The following is a 15,288-nucleotide window of genomic DNA, read 5'->3' on the forward strand; positions in this document are numbered from 1 at the left end:
CAGAAACTGAACGCCGTGAAGCACTCCCGAGTTGGCTGCACTTCTACAATCAACACAGATTCCACTCCGCAATCGGAGCCCCACCCATCAGCAGACTCAACAACCTACCTGGGCATCACAACTAGAGCAGGGCGCCCCTCCCACGAGTGGGCGGTTTCGGCCCCAAAGCGCACGAATTCGCGCAGAAACTGCCCACTCGTGGGAGGTCTCAGGGGGTCGCGAGCTGGAGGGCCGACCAGAGCTCGGTGCGGGCCGCGAAGGTGTCGAGGTCGAGGCCCAGCAGGGTCTCGGCCGCGCGCACCCGGTTGCGCAGGGTGTGGCGGTGGGTGCCGAGCTCGCGCGCGGCCGGATCCCACGCGCCGTTGTGCTGCAGCCACACCCGCAGGGTCGTGAGCGCCGTGTCGCGCTCGGCCGGGGGCAGGTCGATCAGCGGCTGCAGCATCCGCCTCGCCACCCGGTCGCCGCCCGAGGCCACGAGCAGGCCGTGCATGCCCTGCTCGGCCAGCTGCTCGAAGAGCACCACGGAGTTCTCGCGCGTGACGCTGCCGGCCGCGTGCCTGGCCTCGCCGAGGCCCCGCGCGAGCTCGTGCCACGGCACCGGGCCCGAGACGCCCGCCGCGAGCCCGTGCCGGGCGAGCAGGGCCTGGGAGGCCGCGAGGTCGTCGTGCGGGGTGACGATGAGGATCTCGTCGTCGCGCTCGGCGAAGAACAGGCGACCGCTGTTCTCGTCGGCCTGCAGCTCGAGCTCGTCGAGCAGCGCCTGGCCGTGCACCTCCCCCACCACGGTCGCGAGCCGCACGGGCTCGGGCGGCAGCGGCCCCCAGAGGCCCACGGCGGTGCGGTCGGCCACGTCGACGACGCCGGAGAGCACGAGCTCGAAGAGCCCTGTGCGAAGGCGCCGCCTGGCCGCATCGAGGCCGCGGCGCTGCTCGAGGGCGATGCTCGCGAGCCCGATCACGCTCGCCACGAGGTCGTTCCCCGCGGCGTCGAGGGGCTCGGAGGCGCCCACGGCGAGCACTCCCCGCAGCCGCCCGCGCTGGCCGAGCGTCTGCAGCGAGATGCCGCCGCCCGCCTCGATGATGCTGAGCCCGGCCCGCGAGCCCCGGCCGAGCGCAGACGTCACCGCCTCCGCCACGACGTCGGCGAGGTCGGAGGGCACGCCGCGGAGGCCGGGGACGCGCAGCACGGTGCCGGCCGAGTCGAACAGCGCCACCCAGCAGTCGAGCCGGCGCGAGAGCTCGAGCAGGATGGCGCCGAGGCCGTCGACGCGGAGCGCGGCACGGGCGACGGCGCGCTGGGCGTCGAGCGACCACTCGAGCCGCTCGCGCTGCTCCTCGGCGATCGTGTCGGCGATCGAGCGCACGATGCCGATGAAGGGCGTGCGTTCGTCCATCACGAGCAGCGGGAGCTCCGTGGCGGCGCAGGCCTCCACGAGGGCGGGCGGCACCTCGTCGTGCACGACACCGGTGGCGAAGCCGAGGGCCCGGATGCCGCGGGCCTTCAGGCGGTCCACGTAGGCGCGCTCGGGGTCGCGGGCGCCGTCGGGGAGGGCACGATCGGCACCCGTGGCGTGCGGGGGCGCAGTGGCATGCAGGGGCGCAGCGGCGTGAGGGCCGGCGGCGCCCCGCACCTCGACCGCGAACTGGGCGCCGTCGGTCAACAGGAGCTGGCCCTCGTCGAGCCACGGCGTCGGGTCAGCCAGATCGGAGCTGTGCGCCCACGTGATCGACGCCTCGAGCCGCTCGTCGCCCTCCCGCCACGGGCCCGGCGCGAGCTCGAGCCGGAACCGCGGATCCCGCAGCAGACTCCGCACGCTCGGGGGCATGGCCGCTCCTTCCGCGCCGACAGCTCAGGCCTCCAAGCCTACCGAGGCGTCCACCGGCCGAGGGCTAGGGTGGGGCCAGGCTCGAGCGAGCGGAGTTGCCTCGAGCAACCGGAGGTGGCATGAGCGACGAGGACGACGTGCGGCGGCTGGCGCTCGCCCTTCCTGCCACGGAGGAGCGCACGGCCTACGGCACGCCCGCGTTCTACGTGGGCCGGACGATGTTCGCGCGCGTGCACGACCAGCCGGGCGTGCTCGTCTGCTGGCGGGCCGACCTCGGCGAGCGGGAGGCGCTCCTGCAGCGCGATCCGTCGGTCTTCTTCACCACCCCCCACTACGACGGCCACTCGAGCGTGCTCGTGCGCCCCGAGCGGATCGCGCCCGCCGAGCTCGCCGAGCTGCTGCAGGAGGCGTGGGAGGCCCGCGCCACGAAGCGGCTGCTCGAGGCGGCCTCCCGGGAGCACCCGGGCTCCCCCGACGCCGGATGAGCGCGGCGCTGCCGTTCGAGACGATCGTCGCGCGCCTGAGGGCCGCCGGCTGCGTTTTCGCCGAGGACGAGGCGCGGCTGCTCCTCGAGGCCAGCGCAGAGGAGGCCAGCGCAGAGGAGGCCGGCGCGGAGGAGGGCGCCCGCAGCTCCACCGCGCTCGAGCAGCTCGTGCGGCGCCGCGTGGCCGGCGAGCCGCTCGAGCACCTGCTCGGCTGGGCGGAGTTCGACGGTCTCCGCATCGCGGTCGGCCCCGGCGTCTTCGTGCCCCGGCGCCGCACCGTCTTCCTGGTGGCCTCTGCCGTGCCGTTCGTGCGGCCGGGCGCGGTGGTCGTCGACCTGTGCTGCGGAACGGGAGCGGTGGGGGCGGCGATCCTGGCCCGCTCCCCGGAGCCCCTGGAGCTGTGGGCCTCCGATCTCGATCCGGCCGCGGTGGCGAGCGCGCAGCAGAACCTCGGCGCGGGTCGTGTGCTCGAAGGCGATCTGTTCGAGCCGCTCCCCGCTCGGCTCGCGGGGCGGGTCGACGTGCTCGTCGTGAACGCGCCCTACGTGCCCACCGACGCCATCCGCACCATGCCGCCGGAGGCCCGGCTGCACGAGGCCCACGTCGCACTCGACGGCGGCGACGACGGGCTCGACCTGCACCGCCGCATTGCCCGGGAGGCACCGCACTGGCTGGCTCCCGGCGCCCGCCTCCTGATCGAGACGAGCCGCTCCCAGGCCAAGCGGACCGAGGGCCTGCTGGCCGATGCGGGTCTCACCACCCGCATCCGCCGATCGGCCGCCTTCGACGCGACGGTGGTGGTGGCCGAGCGGCCGGGCACCGCTCGCTCTAGGCTCGGAGCATGACCGACCGCGCACTCGTCGGGCCCGTGCAGCCGCCCGAGCTGCATGTGATGAGCTTCAACATCCGCCGCCGCCTGCCGAGCCTCGGCCCCGCCATCGGGCCTCGCAGCGCCGACCGCTGGGGCGTGCGGGTGCCGGCCCTCACCACGATTCTCGCCACCGAGCGGCCGACCGTGCTCGGAACCCAGGAGGTGCTGCCCGGCCAGGATCGCGCGCTCAGCGCCGCGCTCGGCCCTGACTACCTGCGGATCGGGCACGGCCGCGACGCCGACGGCCAGGGCGAGGGCTGCCCGCTCTACTACGACGGCACCCGGCTCGAGCTCCGCCGCTGGTCGCAGGAGGCGCTCTCCGACACCCCGGATGTGCCCGGCTCGAGATCGTGGGGCAACCACACGCCGCGCACCCTCGTGCGCGCCGAGTTCACCGACCGCGCCACGGGCATCCGCTTCGTCGCGATCAACACGCACCTCGACCACATCTCGCGCCGGTCGAGGGTGCGGGCCGCCGAGGTCATCCGGGAGTCGGTGGCGTCGAGCGGACTGCCCACCGTGGTCACGGGCGACCTCAACAGCGGCGAGGGCACGGCCCCGCTGACGGCGCTCTTCGCGAACGGCGTGCTGCAGGATGCCTGGCGCGCGGCCGGCAGGCGCCTCACGGCCGACTGGGGAACCTTCCCCAACTACCGCGAGCGCCGCCGGGGGCGCAAGCGCATCGACTGGATCGCGGTCTCGGCGGGCGTCGAGGTCGACCGCGTCGGCATCGGCACGCGTCGGCCCGGCGGCGCGTGGGCCTCGGACCACCTGCCCGTGCATGCCGTCGTGCGGCTGGCGGATCCGGCATGACCGGCATGAGACCCGGCTCTGGATCCGGGACAGAGACAGGCGCCGGGACGGGGCCAGGGCCGGGGACAGGGCCCCGCAGCCCCGGCCGCCGCATGGTCGACCGGTTCCTCCGCCCACCGAGCGGCCCCGCCGAACTCGCCGCCGACGCCCTCCGGGTGCTCGCCGGCATCGGCGTCGTCGTGGCGGCGGTCTTCTTCGGCCCCACCGACGCCGGAGTGCTGGCCTTCGTGCTGCCCGGACTCCTCCTCCCCCGGCTGCTCGGGGTGCGGGCGGGGTTCGACCTCGTCTACAGCGGCGTGCTGCTCGTGGCCGGCTGGAGCAACGTGCTCGACCTCTACACGAGCGTGGCGTGGTGGGACGTCGTGGTGCACCTGACCTGCACGGCCGTGATCGCGCTGATGCTCTACCTGCTGCTCGCGGAGCTCGGCATCGTGCCGCCCCCCGCCCGGGCCGGATCCGCCCAGGCCCGCCCTGCCCAGGCCCGACCCGCCCAGGCCACCGCCGTCGTGCTCACGGCGGCACTCGGCCTCGCCGTGAGCGCGCTCTGGGAGATGGTCGAATGGTTCGGGCACGCGTTCATCAGCTCGGAGATCTTCGTGGAGTACGACGACACGATCGGCGACATGGCGGTGGGCGGGCTCGGCGCGGTCATGGCCGGAGTCGTGCTCGCTCGGGTGCGACTGCTGCGGCGAGACGAGGATGCCGGCGGATGACCTTCCGCGACCAGCGCAGCCACGGCAGCTCCCGCGGCCAGTGCGCGAGCACCGTGCGGAAGCCGCGCCGGAAGCGGGTGGGCAGCGTTCCCGCCTCGGTGAAGGGCCTCGCCGAGATCTGCACCGTGAGGCCCCGCGCGTAGCGGATGCGCCCCCGCACCCCGAGGTGGAACGCGAGGTCGAGGTCGTCGTGCAGCTCGGGATCCTGCCGGTGCACGGTGCCGGAGACCCGCTGCCAGGCGCTCCGGCGCATGGCGAAGTTCGAGCCGAACAGCGGCACGTGCCCGAGCGCCGGGGCGAGGCTCAGGTGGTAGGCGCCCAGGTAGAGCGCCGCGCCGGCCCGGCCGATGCTGCGCGGCAGACCGGAGAAGGCGGCGCCACCCGTGACGGCGGCGAGGTCGGGCTGATCGCGGAAGCGGTCGCCGATCCGCTCGATCCAGTCATCGGAGGGGATGCTGTCGGCGTCGAGCCTGGCGATGATCTCGCCCTCGGCCTCGTCGTAGCCGGTGGAGGCGGTGGCCGGGATGCCCGGCCGCTGCTCGCACACCACGCGCGCACCCCGGTCGAGAGCGAGACCGCCCGAGGCGTCCGAGGAGACGTTGTCGACCACCACGATCTCGCTCGGCGCGACCGTCTGGCGGGCGAGGGCGGCGAGGCAGCGCTCGAGATGCTCGGCGTCATCCTTCACCGGGATGACCACCGAGATCGGAGGACGATCGGTCATGGCGACGACGTGTCCGGTGCGCCTAGCTGTCGTAGGGGGAGCGCACGATCGCGATGAGCGCAGCGAGCCCCGTGATGACTCCGCCCAGGGTGATCAGTCCCAGCAGCGCGTACAGCAGCTCAGCCATGTGCTCTCCTTGTCGTCGACTTCAGGATACCAGTGGACATCCGGGGCGCTCGCTCGGCCGGCCCGCCTGCTGATCGTGGGCGAAACCTCGCCGACCGGGCATCGGTCGCCGTAGGGTGTGCGGCATGGCTGCGGAGTTGACGCTGGGCGCGGAAGAAGAGCTCCACCTGATCGATCTCGAGAGCGGGAAGCTCTCGGCGCGGGCACCGCAGATCCTGTCGAGGCTGCCCGCCGGCAGCTACTCGGCCGAGATCCAGCGCACGACGGTCGAGACGAACACCGACGTGGTCACGAGCCTCGACGGCCTGCGGCAGGAGCTGCTGCGGCTGCGGAGGGGCGTGATCGACGCCGCCTCGCCCGACGGCATCGGGATCGCGTGCGTCGGCACCGCCCCGCGCTCGGAGTTCGCCGACTTCGAGCTCACGAGCACCGGCCGCTACGGCCGCATGCAGGAGCAGTACCGGATGCTCGTCGACGAGCAGCTGATCTGCGGCACCCAGATCCACGTCGGGGTCTCGGATCGCGACCTCGCCGTCGACATCGCCCAGCGGGTCTCCCGCGATCTTCCCGTGCTGCTCGCCCTCTCGGCGAGCTCGCCCTACTGGAACGGCGCCGACACCGGCTACTCGAGCATCCGCTCGATCATCTGGCAGCGCTGGCCGAGCGCAGGCTCCACCGGCCCGCTCTCGAGCGCCGCCGAGTACGACGAGCTGCTCGGCGACCTCATCGCCACGGGCGTCATCGCCGATTCGAAGATGGCGTACTTCGAGGTGCGCCCCTCGTCGCACGCCCCCACCCTGGAGCTCCGGGTGTGCGACGCCTGCCCCATCGTCGACGACGCCGTGCTCATCGCCGGGCTGTTCCGGGCGAGCGTGCGCGCCGCCGAGCTCGACATCGAGGCCGGCCGGCCGATCGTCGCCGTCGCCGAGCCGATCCATCGCGCCGCCATGTGGCAGGCCGCGCGCAGCGGGCTCACGGGCGACCTGCTCGACGACACGCAGCACCCGCGCCCCACGGCCGCCGCGCACGCGGTGCGCCACCTCATCCGGCGCCTGCGGCCCCAGCTCGAGGAGCTCGGCGACTACGACGAGGTGGTGGAGCTCGCGTTGACGCTTCTCGCACGCGGCAACTCGGCCGACCGGCAGCGGGCAGCGTTCGCCGAGCGCGGCGAGCTGGCTGAGGTGGTGAAGCTCGTGGTGGAGGAGACCCAGGGCCCCGCGTCGGGCATCCCGCCGGGCGTTCCGGCACTCCGCACCTACCCGAGCCGCGCCGGCGACGAGGCCGTGGGGCCAGGATCGCGCCCGCGCCCCGCCTACGAGGAGATCGTGGGCTACTTCGAGAACCTCCCCGAGGGCCTGGTGGCCGAGCGGCTGACCGCCGCCGAGACCTGGATCGACGAGCACGAGCTCACCTTCGCCGCCGCCGACGGTCCGCGCCCCTTCGCCGTCGACCTCGTGCCGCGCGTGCTGAACAGTCACGAGTGGGCGGCCATCAGCGCGGGAGTGCTGCAGCGCGCACGGGCGCTCGAGGCCTTCCTCGGCGACGTCTACGGCGAGCAGCGGATCCTGCGCGACGGGGTCATCCCGCGGCGCACCGTCGAGGGGGCGCCCGGCTGGCACGACGGCGGCCGAGCACTCCCGCCGGGGTCGCTCCGCTCGGCCGTGATCGGCTTCGACCTCGTGCGCAACGAGTTCGGCGGCTGGCGCGTGCTCGAGGACAACCTGCGGAACCCGAGCGGCGCCGCGTACGCGATCGCCATCCGCTCGCTCATGGACGAGGTGGCTCCGGGCGTGCCCCGACCGGAGCGGATGCTCACACCCGGCGGCACCTTCGACCTCCTGCGCGAGGCGGTCTCGGGGGGCGGGACGACGGGTTCCGCCGCCCTCCTCTCCGCCGCCCTCCTCTCCGCTGCGCTCCTTTCTTCGGGCCCCGCGAGTGGCGCCTGGTTCGAGCACCGCGCGCTCGCGGAGGGCGCCGGTCTCCGGCTGCTCGGCCTCGACGACGTCGAGGTCTCGGGCGGGCGGGTGGTCGAGGCCGCCACGGGCACGGCCCTCGACGCGCTCTACCTGCGCCTCGACGGCGAGCTCCCGGACGCCGTGGACTCGCGGGGCACCCGGATCGGCGAGCAGATCATGCAGGTCGCCGCCGCCGGCCGGGTGCGCCTCGCGAACGCCCCGGGCAACGGGGTGGCCGACGACAAGGCGATGTACTGCAACGTGCCCACCCTGATCGGCTACTACCTCGACGAGCGGCAGCTGCTCGAGCAGGTGCCCACCTACCGCACGAGCGACGAGGCGGAACGGCGGGCCGTGCTCGAGCGGGTGGGCGAACTCGTCACGAAGCCCGTCGACGGGCACGGCGGCGAGGGCGTGCTGATCGGCCCCGCCGCCGGTGCCGCCGTCGTGGCCGAGCGGCGGGCCGCGATCGCCGCCGACCCCGACGCCTGGGTGGCGCAGGAGGTCGTGCCGCTGTCGTCGCATCCGACGTTCTCGCGGGCCACCTCCTCGGAGGCCGGTGCCGGCATCGACGGGGCACGGGGCGGTGTGCTCGAACCGCGCCACGTCGACCTGCGCGTGTTCGTCTACGCCTCCCCCGGGTCGCCCGACGGCTTCGTGGTGGCTCCGCTCGCGCTCACCCGGGTGGCACCGGCGGGGAGCATGGTCGTCAACTCGTCCCGCGGAGGCGGGGCCAAGGACACCTGGATCGTGGCATCGGAGACCCTCTCCGCCGCCGACGGCGATCCGGACGAGGAGGTCTGAGATGTGCGGATTCGCCGGTGAGCTCCGGTTCGACGGGTCGAGCGCCGATCTCGGTGCCGTCGACCGCATGACCGCCTGCCAGCGCCACCGCGGGCCCGACGGCACGGGACTGTGGTCGAACGGCCCCGCCGCCCTCGGGCACCGCCGGCTCTCGATCATCGACCTCAGCGCCGCCGGCGCCCAGCCCATGGTCGACTCGGCGCTCGGCCTCACGATCGCGTTCAACGGCTGCATCTACAACCACCGGGAGCTCCGCGCCGAGCTCGAGGGCAAGGGGCACCGCTTCTTCTCCACCTCGGACACCGAGGTCATCGGCAAGGCGTATGCCGAATGGGGCATGGACTGCGTCAGCCACCTCCTCGGCATGTTCGCGTTCGTGATCGTGGAGCACGCGTCGGGCCGCGCGATGCTCGCGCGCGACCGCCTGGGCATCAAGCCGCTCTACCTCGTCGAGGGCTCCGGCCGGCTCCGCTTCGCCTCCACCCTCCCCGCACTGCTCGAGGGCGGCGGCGTCGACACCTCGATCGACCGGGAGGCGCTGCAGCACTACCTGACCTTCCACTCCGTGGTGCCCGCGCCCCTCACGATCCTCGCGGGGGTGCGCAAGCTCCCGCCCGCGACCGTGCGCCGCATCGAGCCCGACGGCTCGTCGACCGAGCACGTGTACTGGCGGGCCGACTTCGAGCGCGACCCGGCGCGGGTGGGCTGGAGCGACCGCGACTGGCGGGAGGCCGTGATCGCGAGCCTCCGCACCGCGGTCGAGCGCCGCATGGTCTCGGACGTGCCGGTGGGCGTGCTGCTCTCGGGCGGCATCGACTCGAGCCTCGTGGTGGCGCTGCTGGCCGAGGCCGGGCAGAGCGGGCTGCAGACCTTCAGCATCGGCTTCGACTCGGCCGGCGGCGAGTCCGGCGACGAGTTCGAGTACTCGAGCCTCGTGGCGGAGCGCTTCGGCACCGACCACCACCGCATCCCCATCGACAGCTCGCGGCTGCTGCCGGGCATCGACGCCACGGTCTCCGCGATGAGCGAGCCGATGGTCAGCCACGACTGCGTGGCCTTCCACCTGCTCTCGGAGGACGTCTCGAAGTCGGTCAAGGTGGTGCAGTCGGGCCAGGGCGCCGACGAGGTGCTCGGCGGCTACGACTGGTACCCGCCGCTCGCAGACGTGCCGCGCGCCGACGCCGTGGAGGCGTACTCGCGAGTGTTCTTCGACCGCCGCTGGCCCGAGCTCACCCGGCTGCTGAACCCGGCCTGGCTCGAGGGCGCCCCGGTCGACGCCCCCACCGCGTTCATCCGCCGCCGGTTCGCCGAGCCCGGAGCGGAGACGGCCGTCGACGCCGCGCTCCGCAACGACACCACGGTCATGCTCGTCGACGATCCGGTCAAGCGCGTCGACAACATGACCATGGCGTGGGGCCTCGAGGCGCGGGTGCCTTTTCTCGACCACGAGTTCGTGGAGCTCGTGGCCGCGATCCCGCCCGAGCTGAAGCTCAGCGACGGCGGCAAGGGCGTGCTCAAGCGCGCGAGCCGCGGCATCGTGCCCGACGAGGTGATCGACCGCACCAAGGGCTACTTCCCGGTGCCCGCCATCCGCCAGCTCGAGGGGCCCTACCTCGAGCGCGTGCGCGCCGCCCTCACCGATCCGGCGGCCCGCGACCGCGCGCTGTTCGACGGCGGCACCGTCGAGGCCCTCCTCGCCGACCCCAACACCACCCGCACCACGCTCGGCTCGAACGCCCTCTGGCAGCTCGCGCTGCTGGAGATGTGGCTGCAGGAGCACGGAGTCCGATGAGCCTCGCCGAGCAGCTCGTGGCCGCCTGGGGCAGCTGGGGGCCGTCGATGACCCCGGATGCCGACCGCGTGGCGTTCATCAGCGACCGCGGCGGGTCGCCGGAGGTCTGGGTGCAGGACGTGCCGGCGCCAGGCGCGACCGACCTGCCCGAGGCCAGGCGGGTGTCGTTCGGCGACGACCCCGTGATCGCGGTCAGCTGGTCGGCCGACAGCGCCTGGCTCGCCTGCGCGGTGGCGACCGACGGCGGCGTGCGCACCCAGGTCTGGGTCGTGCGGCCCGACGGCACCGACGCCAAGCGCGTCTCGGGCCCGCGCGAGCGGCACGCCGAGCTGGGGCCGTGGACGAGGAGCGGGCATCGCGTGGTCGTGACCGTGCCCTCGGCCGAGCCCGGCGAGCCCACCCGCGCCTATCTGGCCGACCCCGCATCCGGTGAGCTCGACCTGCTCGCGGTGGGCGACCTCATCCACGTGCTCGACCTCTCGGCCCATGAGCGGATGCTCGTGATGCGCGACGGTCCGCGCGGGCACGAGTTCTGCGTGGTCGTCGACAGGGAGACCGACGACGACCACCCCGTGATGCCGCACCCGGCCACGGGGGCCACCGAGGTCGCCTTCATCCGCCCCTCCCCTCCCGGCGAGTCGGCGCCCGGCATGGTCTACGCGGCGACCGAAGTGGGGCTGCCGAGGCACCAGCTCATCGCCTACCCCGTCGACCCCGCCGACTGGTCGCGGCCGCCGCGCGTGCTCGCCGAGCGGCCCGACGCCGAGCTCGAGGCCCTCGACGCCGACGACGAGGGCCGGCTGCTGCTGCTGGTCTGGAACGTGGAGGGGCGCAGCGAGCTCGAGCTCTACGACACGGCGAGCGGGCGGTTCGAGCCCGTGCCCGGCCTCCCTGGCGCCGTCGCCACGAGCCCCGTGCTCAGCCGCGACGGCAGCAGCGTGCTGCTCGCCGTGGAGGGGCCGCAGCGGCCACGCGAGCTCTGGCGGCTCGACACCGCGGGCTTCGCCTGGACGCGGGTGACGGCCGTGCCCGAGCTGCCGCCCGTGCGGCTCGTGGTGCCCACCCTCGAGCGCTACCGCTCGCGCGACGGCCTCGAGATCACCGGCTGGCTCTACGGCGTGCCCGAGAGCACCGCCGTCTCCTCCCCCACCGGGCCGTGGCTGCTGCGCTCGCCCGAGCCGCCCGAGGTGCCGGGAGCGGCGATGCTGCACCTGCACGGCGGCCCGGAGTCGCAGGAGCGGCCCACCTTCAGCCCGCAGCACCAGGCGCTCGCGGCCTCGGGTGTGGCCGTCTTCGCGCCCAACGTGCGCGGCTCCTCGGGCTTCGGCCGCGAGTTCGTGCACGCTGACGACGTGCACGGCCGGCAGGGTGCGTTCGACGACGTGACCGCCGCCGCCAGGCACCTCGTCGAGATCGGCGTCGCCGCTCCCGACCGCATGGCCGTGACGGGCCGGTCGTACGGCGGCTACCTCACGCTCGCGGCCCTGGCGTTCACCCCCGGCGTCTTCGCGGCGGGGGTCGACATCTGCGGCATGTCGCACCTGCTGCACTTCTACGAGGAGACGGAGCCCTGGATCGCGGCGGCCGCGGTGACGAAGTACGGGCATCCGGATGACGACCGCGAGTTCTTGAGGTCGATCTCCCCGCTCGAGCAGGCCGAGCGCATCCGGGTGCCGCTGCTCGTCGTGCACGGCGAGCTCGACACCAACGTGCCGATCGGGGAGGCGCACCGCATCGTGGCGGCGCTGCGGGCCCTGGATCGGCGCGTGGCGTACCTCGAGCTCGAGGGCGAGGGGCACGAGTATCGCCGCGCGTCGTCGCGGCTCGAGCTGATCGAGACGATGCGGGCGTTCCTGGCGGATGCGCTGGGGGTGGGCGGTTAGCCCGCGGGGGCGTGCTGGAACGAGAGCGCGTAGATCGTGGGCGCACCCTCGAGCGCGAGCTCGGTCACGAGGCCTTCGGTGGGGGTGGTCGCGTCGAAGGCGATCGTGCTGTTCTGGCAGACGACCGGATCGGACGTGGGCTGCCCGTCGAGCGTCGACGTCTCGACCGTGATGGTGCCGTCTCCGCGGCAGGCGATCTGCACGACGTAGGAGCCCGCCTCGGCGCTGTTGTCGGTGCTCCGGTGGTTCTTGGCGGTGTGCTCGCTCATCCAGCCGGAGAAGGCGGAGGCGAAGCCCTCGGAGTCGGCGTCCGGCACGGCGGCCTGCGCCCAGTCGCGGATGCCCTCGGCCTCGAAGGGGAGCTGCGCCTCCTCGGCCGCAGCGGCCTCCTCGGCCTGGGCTTCGCCGGCTGCGGTCGGATCGGGCGTGGGGGTGCTCGTCGGGGTCGCGGTCTGCGATCCGCCGGCCGCCGGGGTGCCTGGCGCCTCGGCCTCGGCGGCGCATCCGCTCGCCGTGAGGAGCGCCGCCGCCACGGCGATCGTTCCTCCGGCCCTGGCCGCCCTGCTGATCGCCGCCCTGCCCGCAGCCGTCCTCGTCGTAGCACTGTGCTTCGAGATCATGCCCAGCACGGTAGTGACCGAAGGTCGATGCCCCCTCCGAGCGGTCAGGAGGCCGTGGTGGTAGCTTTCGCGAACCGGCGCGGCATGCGCAGCGCGAAGAGCGACGCGGCCGCCATGAGCACGAACGCCGAGCCGAACGCCGCCGGGAACCCGAACGCATCCACCAGCAGCCCGGCGGCGAGCGGCCCCACGATGGCCCCGGCATCGGCCACCGCCTGGAACACCGCCACGGGCTGACCGCCACGTCCGCCCGCGGCGTCGCCCACGGAGGCCGCGGGAGCGGTGCCCATGAACGCGGCGGCCGCGCCGTAGATCGAGAGCAGCACGATCAGGAGCCAGAGCGAGTCGACGAACGGGATCGCGATCATGACCACCGCGCCCACCGCGAACGAGGCCACGATGGCCGGCCGCCGCCCCACGGTGTCGACGAACCGTCCCGCCGGCACGAGCGCGAGGGTCTGCACCACGGCCGCCACGGCGAACGCGATGCCCGTCCAGGCGGGCTCGCCACGGAGGCTCTCGACCACGAGCACGGGGATGAGGGCGGTGCGCACGCCCATGGCCGACCAGCCCTGCGCGAGGTTCGCGAGCAGCGCGGCCTGGTAGCGGCGGTCGCGCAGCACCTCGCGGAACGAGCGGGCCGGCTCCGCGCTCTTCACCTCGCTGCGGTCGTGCCGGCGGAGGAGGGCGAGGCCCACGCCGCCCGCCACCACGAGCGTGCCGGCGTAGAAGAAGAACGGGGCGTGCAGCGAGATGCCCGAGAGGAGGCCGCCGACCGCGGGTCCTGCCATGCCGCCGATGAGGAACCCACCCTGGTAGAAGCCCACGGCCCGGCCCCGGATCGACGGATCGGAGGAGGCCAGCAGCAGCGTCATGGCGGCCACCGAGAACATGGCCGATCCGATGCCGCCCGCGCCGCGGAGGAGCAGCACCTGCAGGTAGCTGTCGGCGAGGCCGACGAGCGCGCTCGAGAGTGCCACGATGCCGATTCCGATGGCGAGGATGACGCGTTCGCCCGCGAGGTCGACGAGCCGCCCCACGAAGGGGTTGGCCACGAGCCGCATGACCGCGAAGACGGAGACGACGGCGCCCACCTCGAGGTAGCCCACGCCGAAGCTCCGCACGTAGACGGGGAGCACGGGGATGACGACGCCGAAGCCGAGCATCACGAAGAAGGCCACCACGCCGAGCACCAGGACGTCGCGCGGGAGGCCGGCTCCTCGACCCCAGACGAGCTGTCGGAGGGAGGTGCGGCGGGTCACCGGTCAAGCGTAGGCGACCCGGTGAGGGGAGATGTCGCGAGGGGGGAAAGTGTGTGATGCGCGTGGCGAGCATCGGGGGTGCTCGGGGTATGCCACGCGCATCACACGAACGACATCGGATTCGATGTCGCGGACCGCACGGAGGGGTGTCTCCGTGGGACCGGTCCGGGTCGAGTGAGACATTACCGGCGCAGGTGCGGTTCGTCGATGGTGCGGAATCGGGCTTGTGGATAACTTTCCCGCGGCGCGGGCGGAACGAGCCGGTTTCGTCATTTCTACTCTCGACCAGGACTTTTGTGTGCCGCGTGCGCGCATCCGGAGCTGTTCTCGAGGCCTCGGAGTGCCGTTTTCGGTGGCTGGTCTTGAGCAAGACCTGAGCAAATCCTTGGGTGCACAGGTGCTGTGCGGGCGGCCGGATGGATGCCGGGAGCCGCTAGCATCCGAGCATGTGCACTCGGATCTTCTGGAATCGTGGCGATGGCGCCAAAGCTGTGAGCAGATGCATGGACTGGGCGGTGAGCGACGAGCCCGAGCTGTGGTTCGTGCCGCGCGGCACCGCGCGGACGGGCGGTCCCGATCCTGAGGCCCTCCGCTGGACCTCGACCTACTCGAGCGTGGTCGTGAGCATGTGGGGCGTCGGCTCGGTCGACGGCATGAACGAGAAGGGGTTCGCGGCGCACGCGCTCTACCTCAACCCCGAGGACGTGTCGTTCCCGGATGCCGACGGGCGGCCCGCCGTGGCGAACGCGCTGTGGGTGCAGTACCTGCTCGACAACTTCGCCACGGTGGCCGAGGCGGTGGAGCGGATCGACGAGATCCGGATCACGTCGCCGCTGTTCCGTGGGCAGGAGCTCGGCATCCACATCGCCCTCGAGGATGCCAGCGGCGACTCCGCGGTCGTCGAGCCGCTCGACGGGCGTCTCGTGGTGCACCACGGCCGGGAGTTCACGGTCATGGCCAACTCGCCCGCCCTCGACCTGCAGCTGCAGAACCTGAAGCGCTACCGCTCCTTCGGCGGCGAGCTCCCGCCGCCCGGCGACATCACGTCGAGCGACCGGTTCGTGCGGGCCGCCTACTTCCTGCACCACCTGCCGCAGCCCGACACCGCCGAGCAGGCCGTGGCGCGGGTGTTCCAGCTCATCTCGAACGTGTCGGTGCCGTTCGGCGCGCCCTACGACGACGGCGGGGTCTACCCCACCTGGTGGCACGCGGGCGCCGACCTCACGAACCGCTACTACTACTTCGGGGCCACCGAGAGCCCGAGCGTGTTCTGGATCGGGATGGACGCGATCGCCGACGGCACGGAGGTGCTGCGGCTGGATCCGCGGGACCCGTCTCTCGTGGGGGAGTCGTCGGGGCGGCTGGAGCGGGCGGCGCTGGCGTACTGAGGCTGGGGGTGGCGCGGCTGGGCTCGC

At 73.4% G+C, this 15,288-nt stretch carries 12 protein-coding genes and 1 pseudogene; 9 read left to right on the forward strand and 4 right to left on the reverse strand.

The genetic code is table 11. From position 1 onward, the window contains the following. Window positions 1–125 (forward strand): annotated as a pseudogene (locus Q0D57_RS11265) (IS481 family transposase); the annotation flags it as partial. Between the two features lie 83 nt (window positions 126–208). Here the strand turns inward: Q0D57_RS11265 and Q0D57_RS11270 are convergent. After that, the gene (locus tag Q0D57_RS11270) at window positions 209–1,825 is read right to left on the reverse strand and encodes a PucR family transcriptional regulator (RefSeq protein ID WP_291043334.1); all 1,617 of its coding nucleotides are present in this window, start codon (window positions 1,823–1,825) and stop codon (window positions 209–211) included. Between the two features lie 119 nt (window positions 1,826–1,944). Here Q0D57_RS11270 and Q0D57_RS11275 point away from each other — a divergent pair, with 119 nt between their 5' ends. The 4 genes from Q0D57_RS11275 (at window position 1,945) to Q0D57_RS11290 (ending at window position 4,707) form a co-directional block, all read left to right on the forward strand. Further along, window positions 1,945–2,310: an MmcQ/YjbR family DNA-binding protein gene (locus Q0D57_RS11275; RefSeq protein WP_291043338.1), complete on the forward strand. Its 366-nt coding sequence runs from the start codon at window positions 1,945–1,947 to the stop codon at window positions 2,308–2,310. Next, the gene (locus tag Q0D57_RS11280) at window positions 2,307–3,155 is read left to right on the forward strand and encodes a putative protein N(5)-glutamine methyltransferase (protein WP_291043342.1); all 849 of its coding nucleotides are present in this window, start codon (window positions 2,307–2,309) and stop codon (window positions 3,153–3,155) included. Before Q0D57_RS11275 ends, Q0D57_RS11280 begins: the two co-directional genes overlap by 4 nt. After that, window positions 3,152–3,994 carry an endonuclease/exonuclease/phosphatase family protein gene (locus Q0D57_RS11285; RefSeq protein WP_291043345.1) on the forward strand — a complete coding sequence of 281 codons (843 nt, stop codon included), beginning with the start codon at window positions 3,152–3,154 and terminating at the stop codon, window positions 3,992–3,994. The genes Q0D57_RS11280 and Q0D57_RS11285 overlap by 4 nt, the downstream gene beginning before the upstream one ends. 92 nt (window positions 3,995–4,086) lie before the next feature. Continuing rightward, entirely contained in the window at window positions 4,087–4,707 is a 621-nt protein-coding gene (locus Q0D57_RS11290; protein ID WP_291043348.1) for a hypothetical protein, read from the forward strand. Here the strand turns inward: Q0D57_RS11290 and Q0D57_RS11295 are convergent. Beyond that, window positions 4,643–5,431: a glycosyltransferase family 2 protein gene (locus Q0D57_RS11295; RefSeq protein WP_291043351.1), complete on the reverse strand. Its 789-nt coding sequence runs from the start codon at window positions 5,429–5,431 to the stop codon at window positions 4,643–4,645. The two genes, Q0D57_RS11290 and Q0D57_RS11295, sit on opposite strands and share 65 nt — an antisense overlap. A gap of 251 nt (window positions 5,432–5,682) precedes the next feature. On the opposite strand from Q0D57_RS11295, the gene Q0D57_RS11300 reads away from it, so the two are divergent. Genes Q0D57_RS11300 through Q0D57_RS11310 form a run of 3 tightly spaced genes read left to right on the forward strand, consistent with a single transcriptional unit; the run spans window position 5,683 to window position 11,991 of the window. Continuing rightward, window positions 5,683–8,316 (forward strand): glutamate--cysteine ligase, encoded by a 2,634-nt coding sequence (locus tag Q0D57_RS11300; protein ID WP_291043354.1) that lies wholly within the window; start codon window positions 5,683–5,685, stop codon window positions 8,314–8,316. A 1-nt stretch (window position 8,317) separates the two neighbouring features. After that, window positions 8,318–10,108 (forward strand): N-acetylglutaminylglutamine amidotransferase, encoded by a 1,791-nt coding sequence (locus Q0D57_RS11305; RefSeq protein WP_291043357.1) that lies wholly within the window; start codon window positions 8,318–8,320, stop codon window positions 10,106–10,108. Then, on the forward strand, window positions 10,105–11,991 hold the full coding sequence (locus tag Q0D57_RS11310) for a S9 family peptidase (RefSeq protein WP_291043360.1): 1,887 nt from the start codon (window positions 10,105–10,107) through the stop codon (window positions 11,989–11,991). The genes Q0D57_RS11305 and Q0D57_RS11310 overlap by 4 nt, the downstream gene beginning before the upstream one ends. On the opposite strand, the gene Q0D57_RS11315 is transcribed toward Q0D57_RS11310, so the two are convergent. Together Q0D57_RS11315 and Q0D57_RS11320 are read right to left on the reverse strand one after the other, a co-directional pair. Then, window positions 11,988–12,611 carry a hypothetical protein gene (locus tag Q0D57_RS11315; RefSeq protein WP_291043362.1) on the reverse strand — a complete coding sequence of 208 codons (624 nt, stop codon included), beginning with the start codon at window positions 12,609–12,611 and terminating at the stop codon, window positions 11,988–11,990. The genes Q0D57_RS11310 and Q0D57_RS11315 overlap by 4 nt on opposite strands. A 44-nt stretch (window positions 12,612–12,655) precedes the next feature. Continuing rightward, the gene (locus tag Q0D57_RS11320; protein WP_291043365.1) at window positions 12,656–13,873 is read right to left on the reverse strand and encodes an MFS transporter; all 1,218 of its coding nucleotides are present in this window, start codon (window positions 13,871–13,873) and stop codon (window positions 12,656–12,658) included. 446 nt (window positions 13,874–14,319) lie between these two features. On the opposite strand from Q0D57_RS11320, the gene Q0D57_RS11325 reads away from it, so the two are divergent. Further along, the gene (locus Q0D57_RS11325; RefSeq protein ID WP_291043367.1) at window positions 14,320–15,261 is read left to right on the forward strand and encodes a linear amide C-N hydrolase; all 942 of its coding nucleotides are present in this window, start codon (window positions 14,320–14,322) and stop codon (window positions 15,259–15,261) included. Window positions 15,262–15,288 lie beyond the last annotated feature (27 nt).

It is taken from the genome of Herbiconiux sp., assembly GCF_023264895.1.
Lineage (GTDB): Bacteria > Actinomycetota > Actinomycetes > Actinomycetales > Microbacteriaceae > Herbiconiux.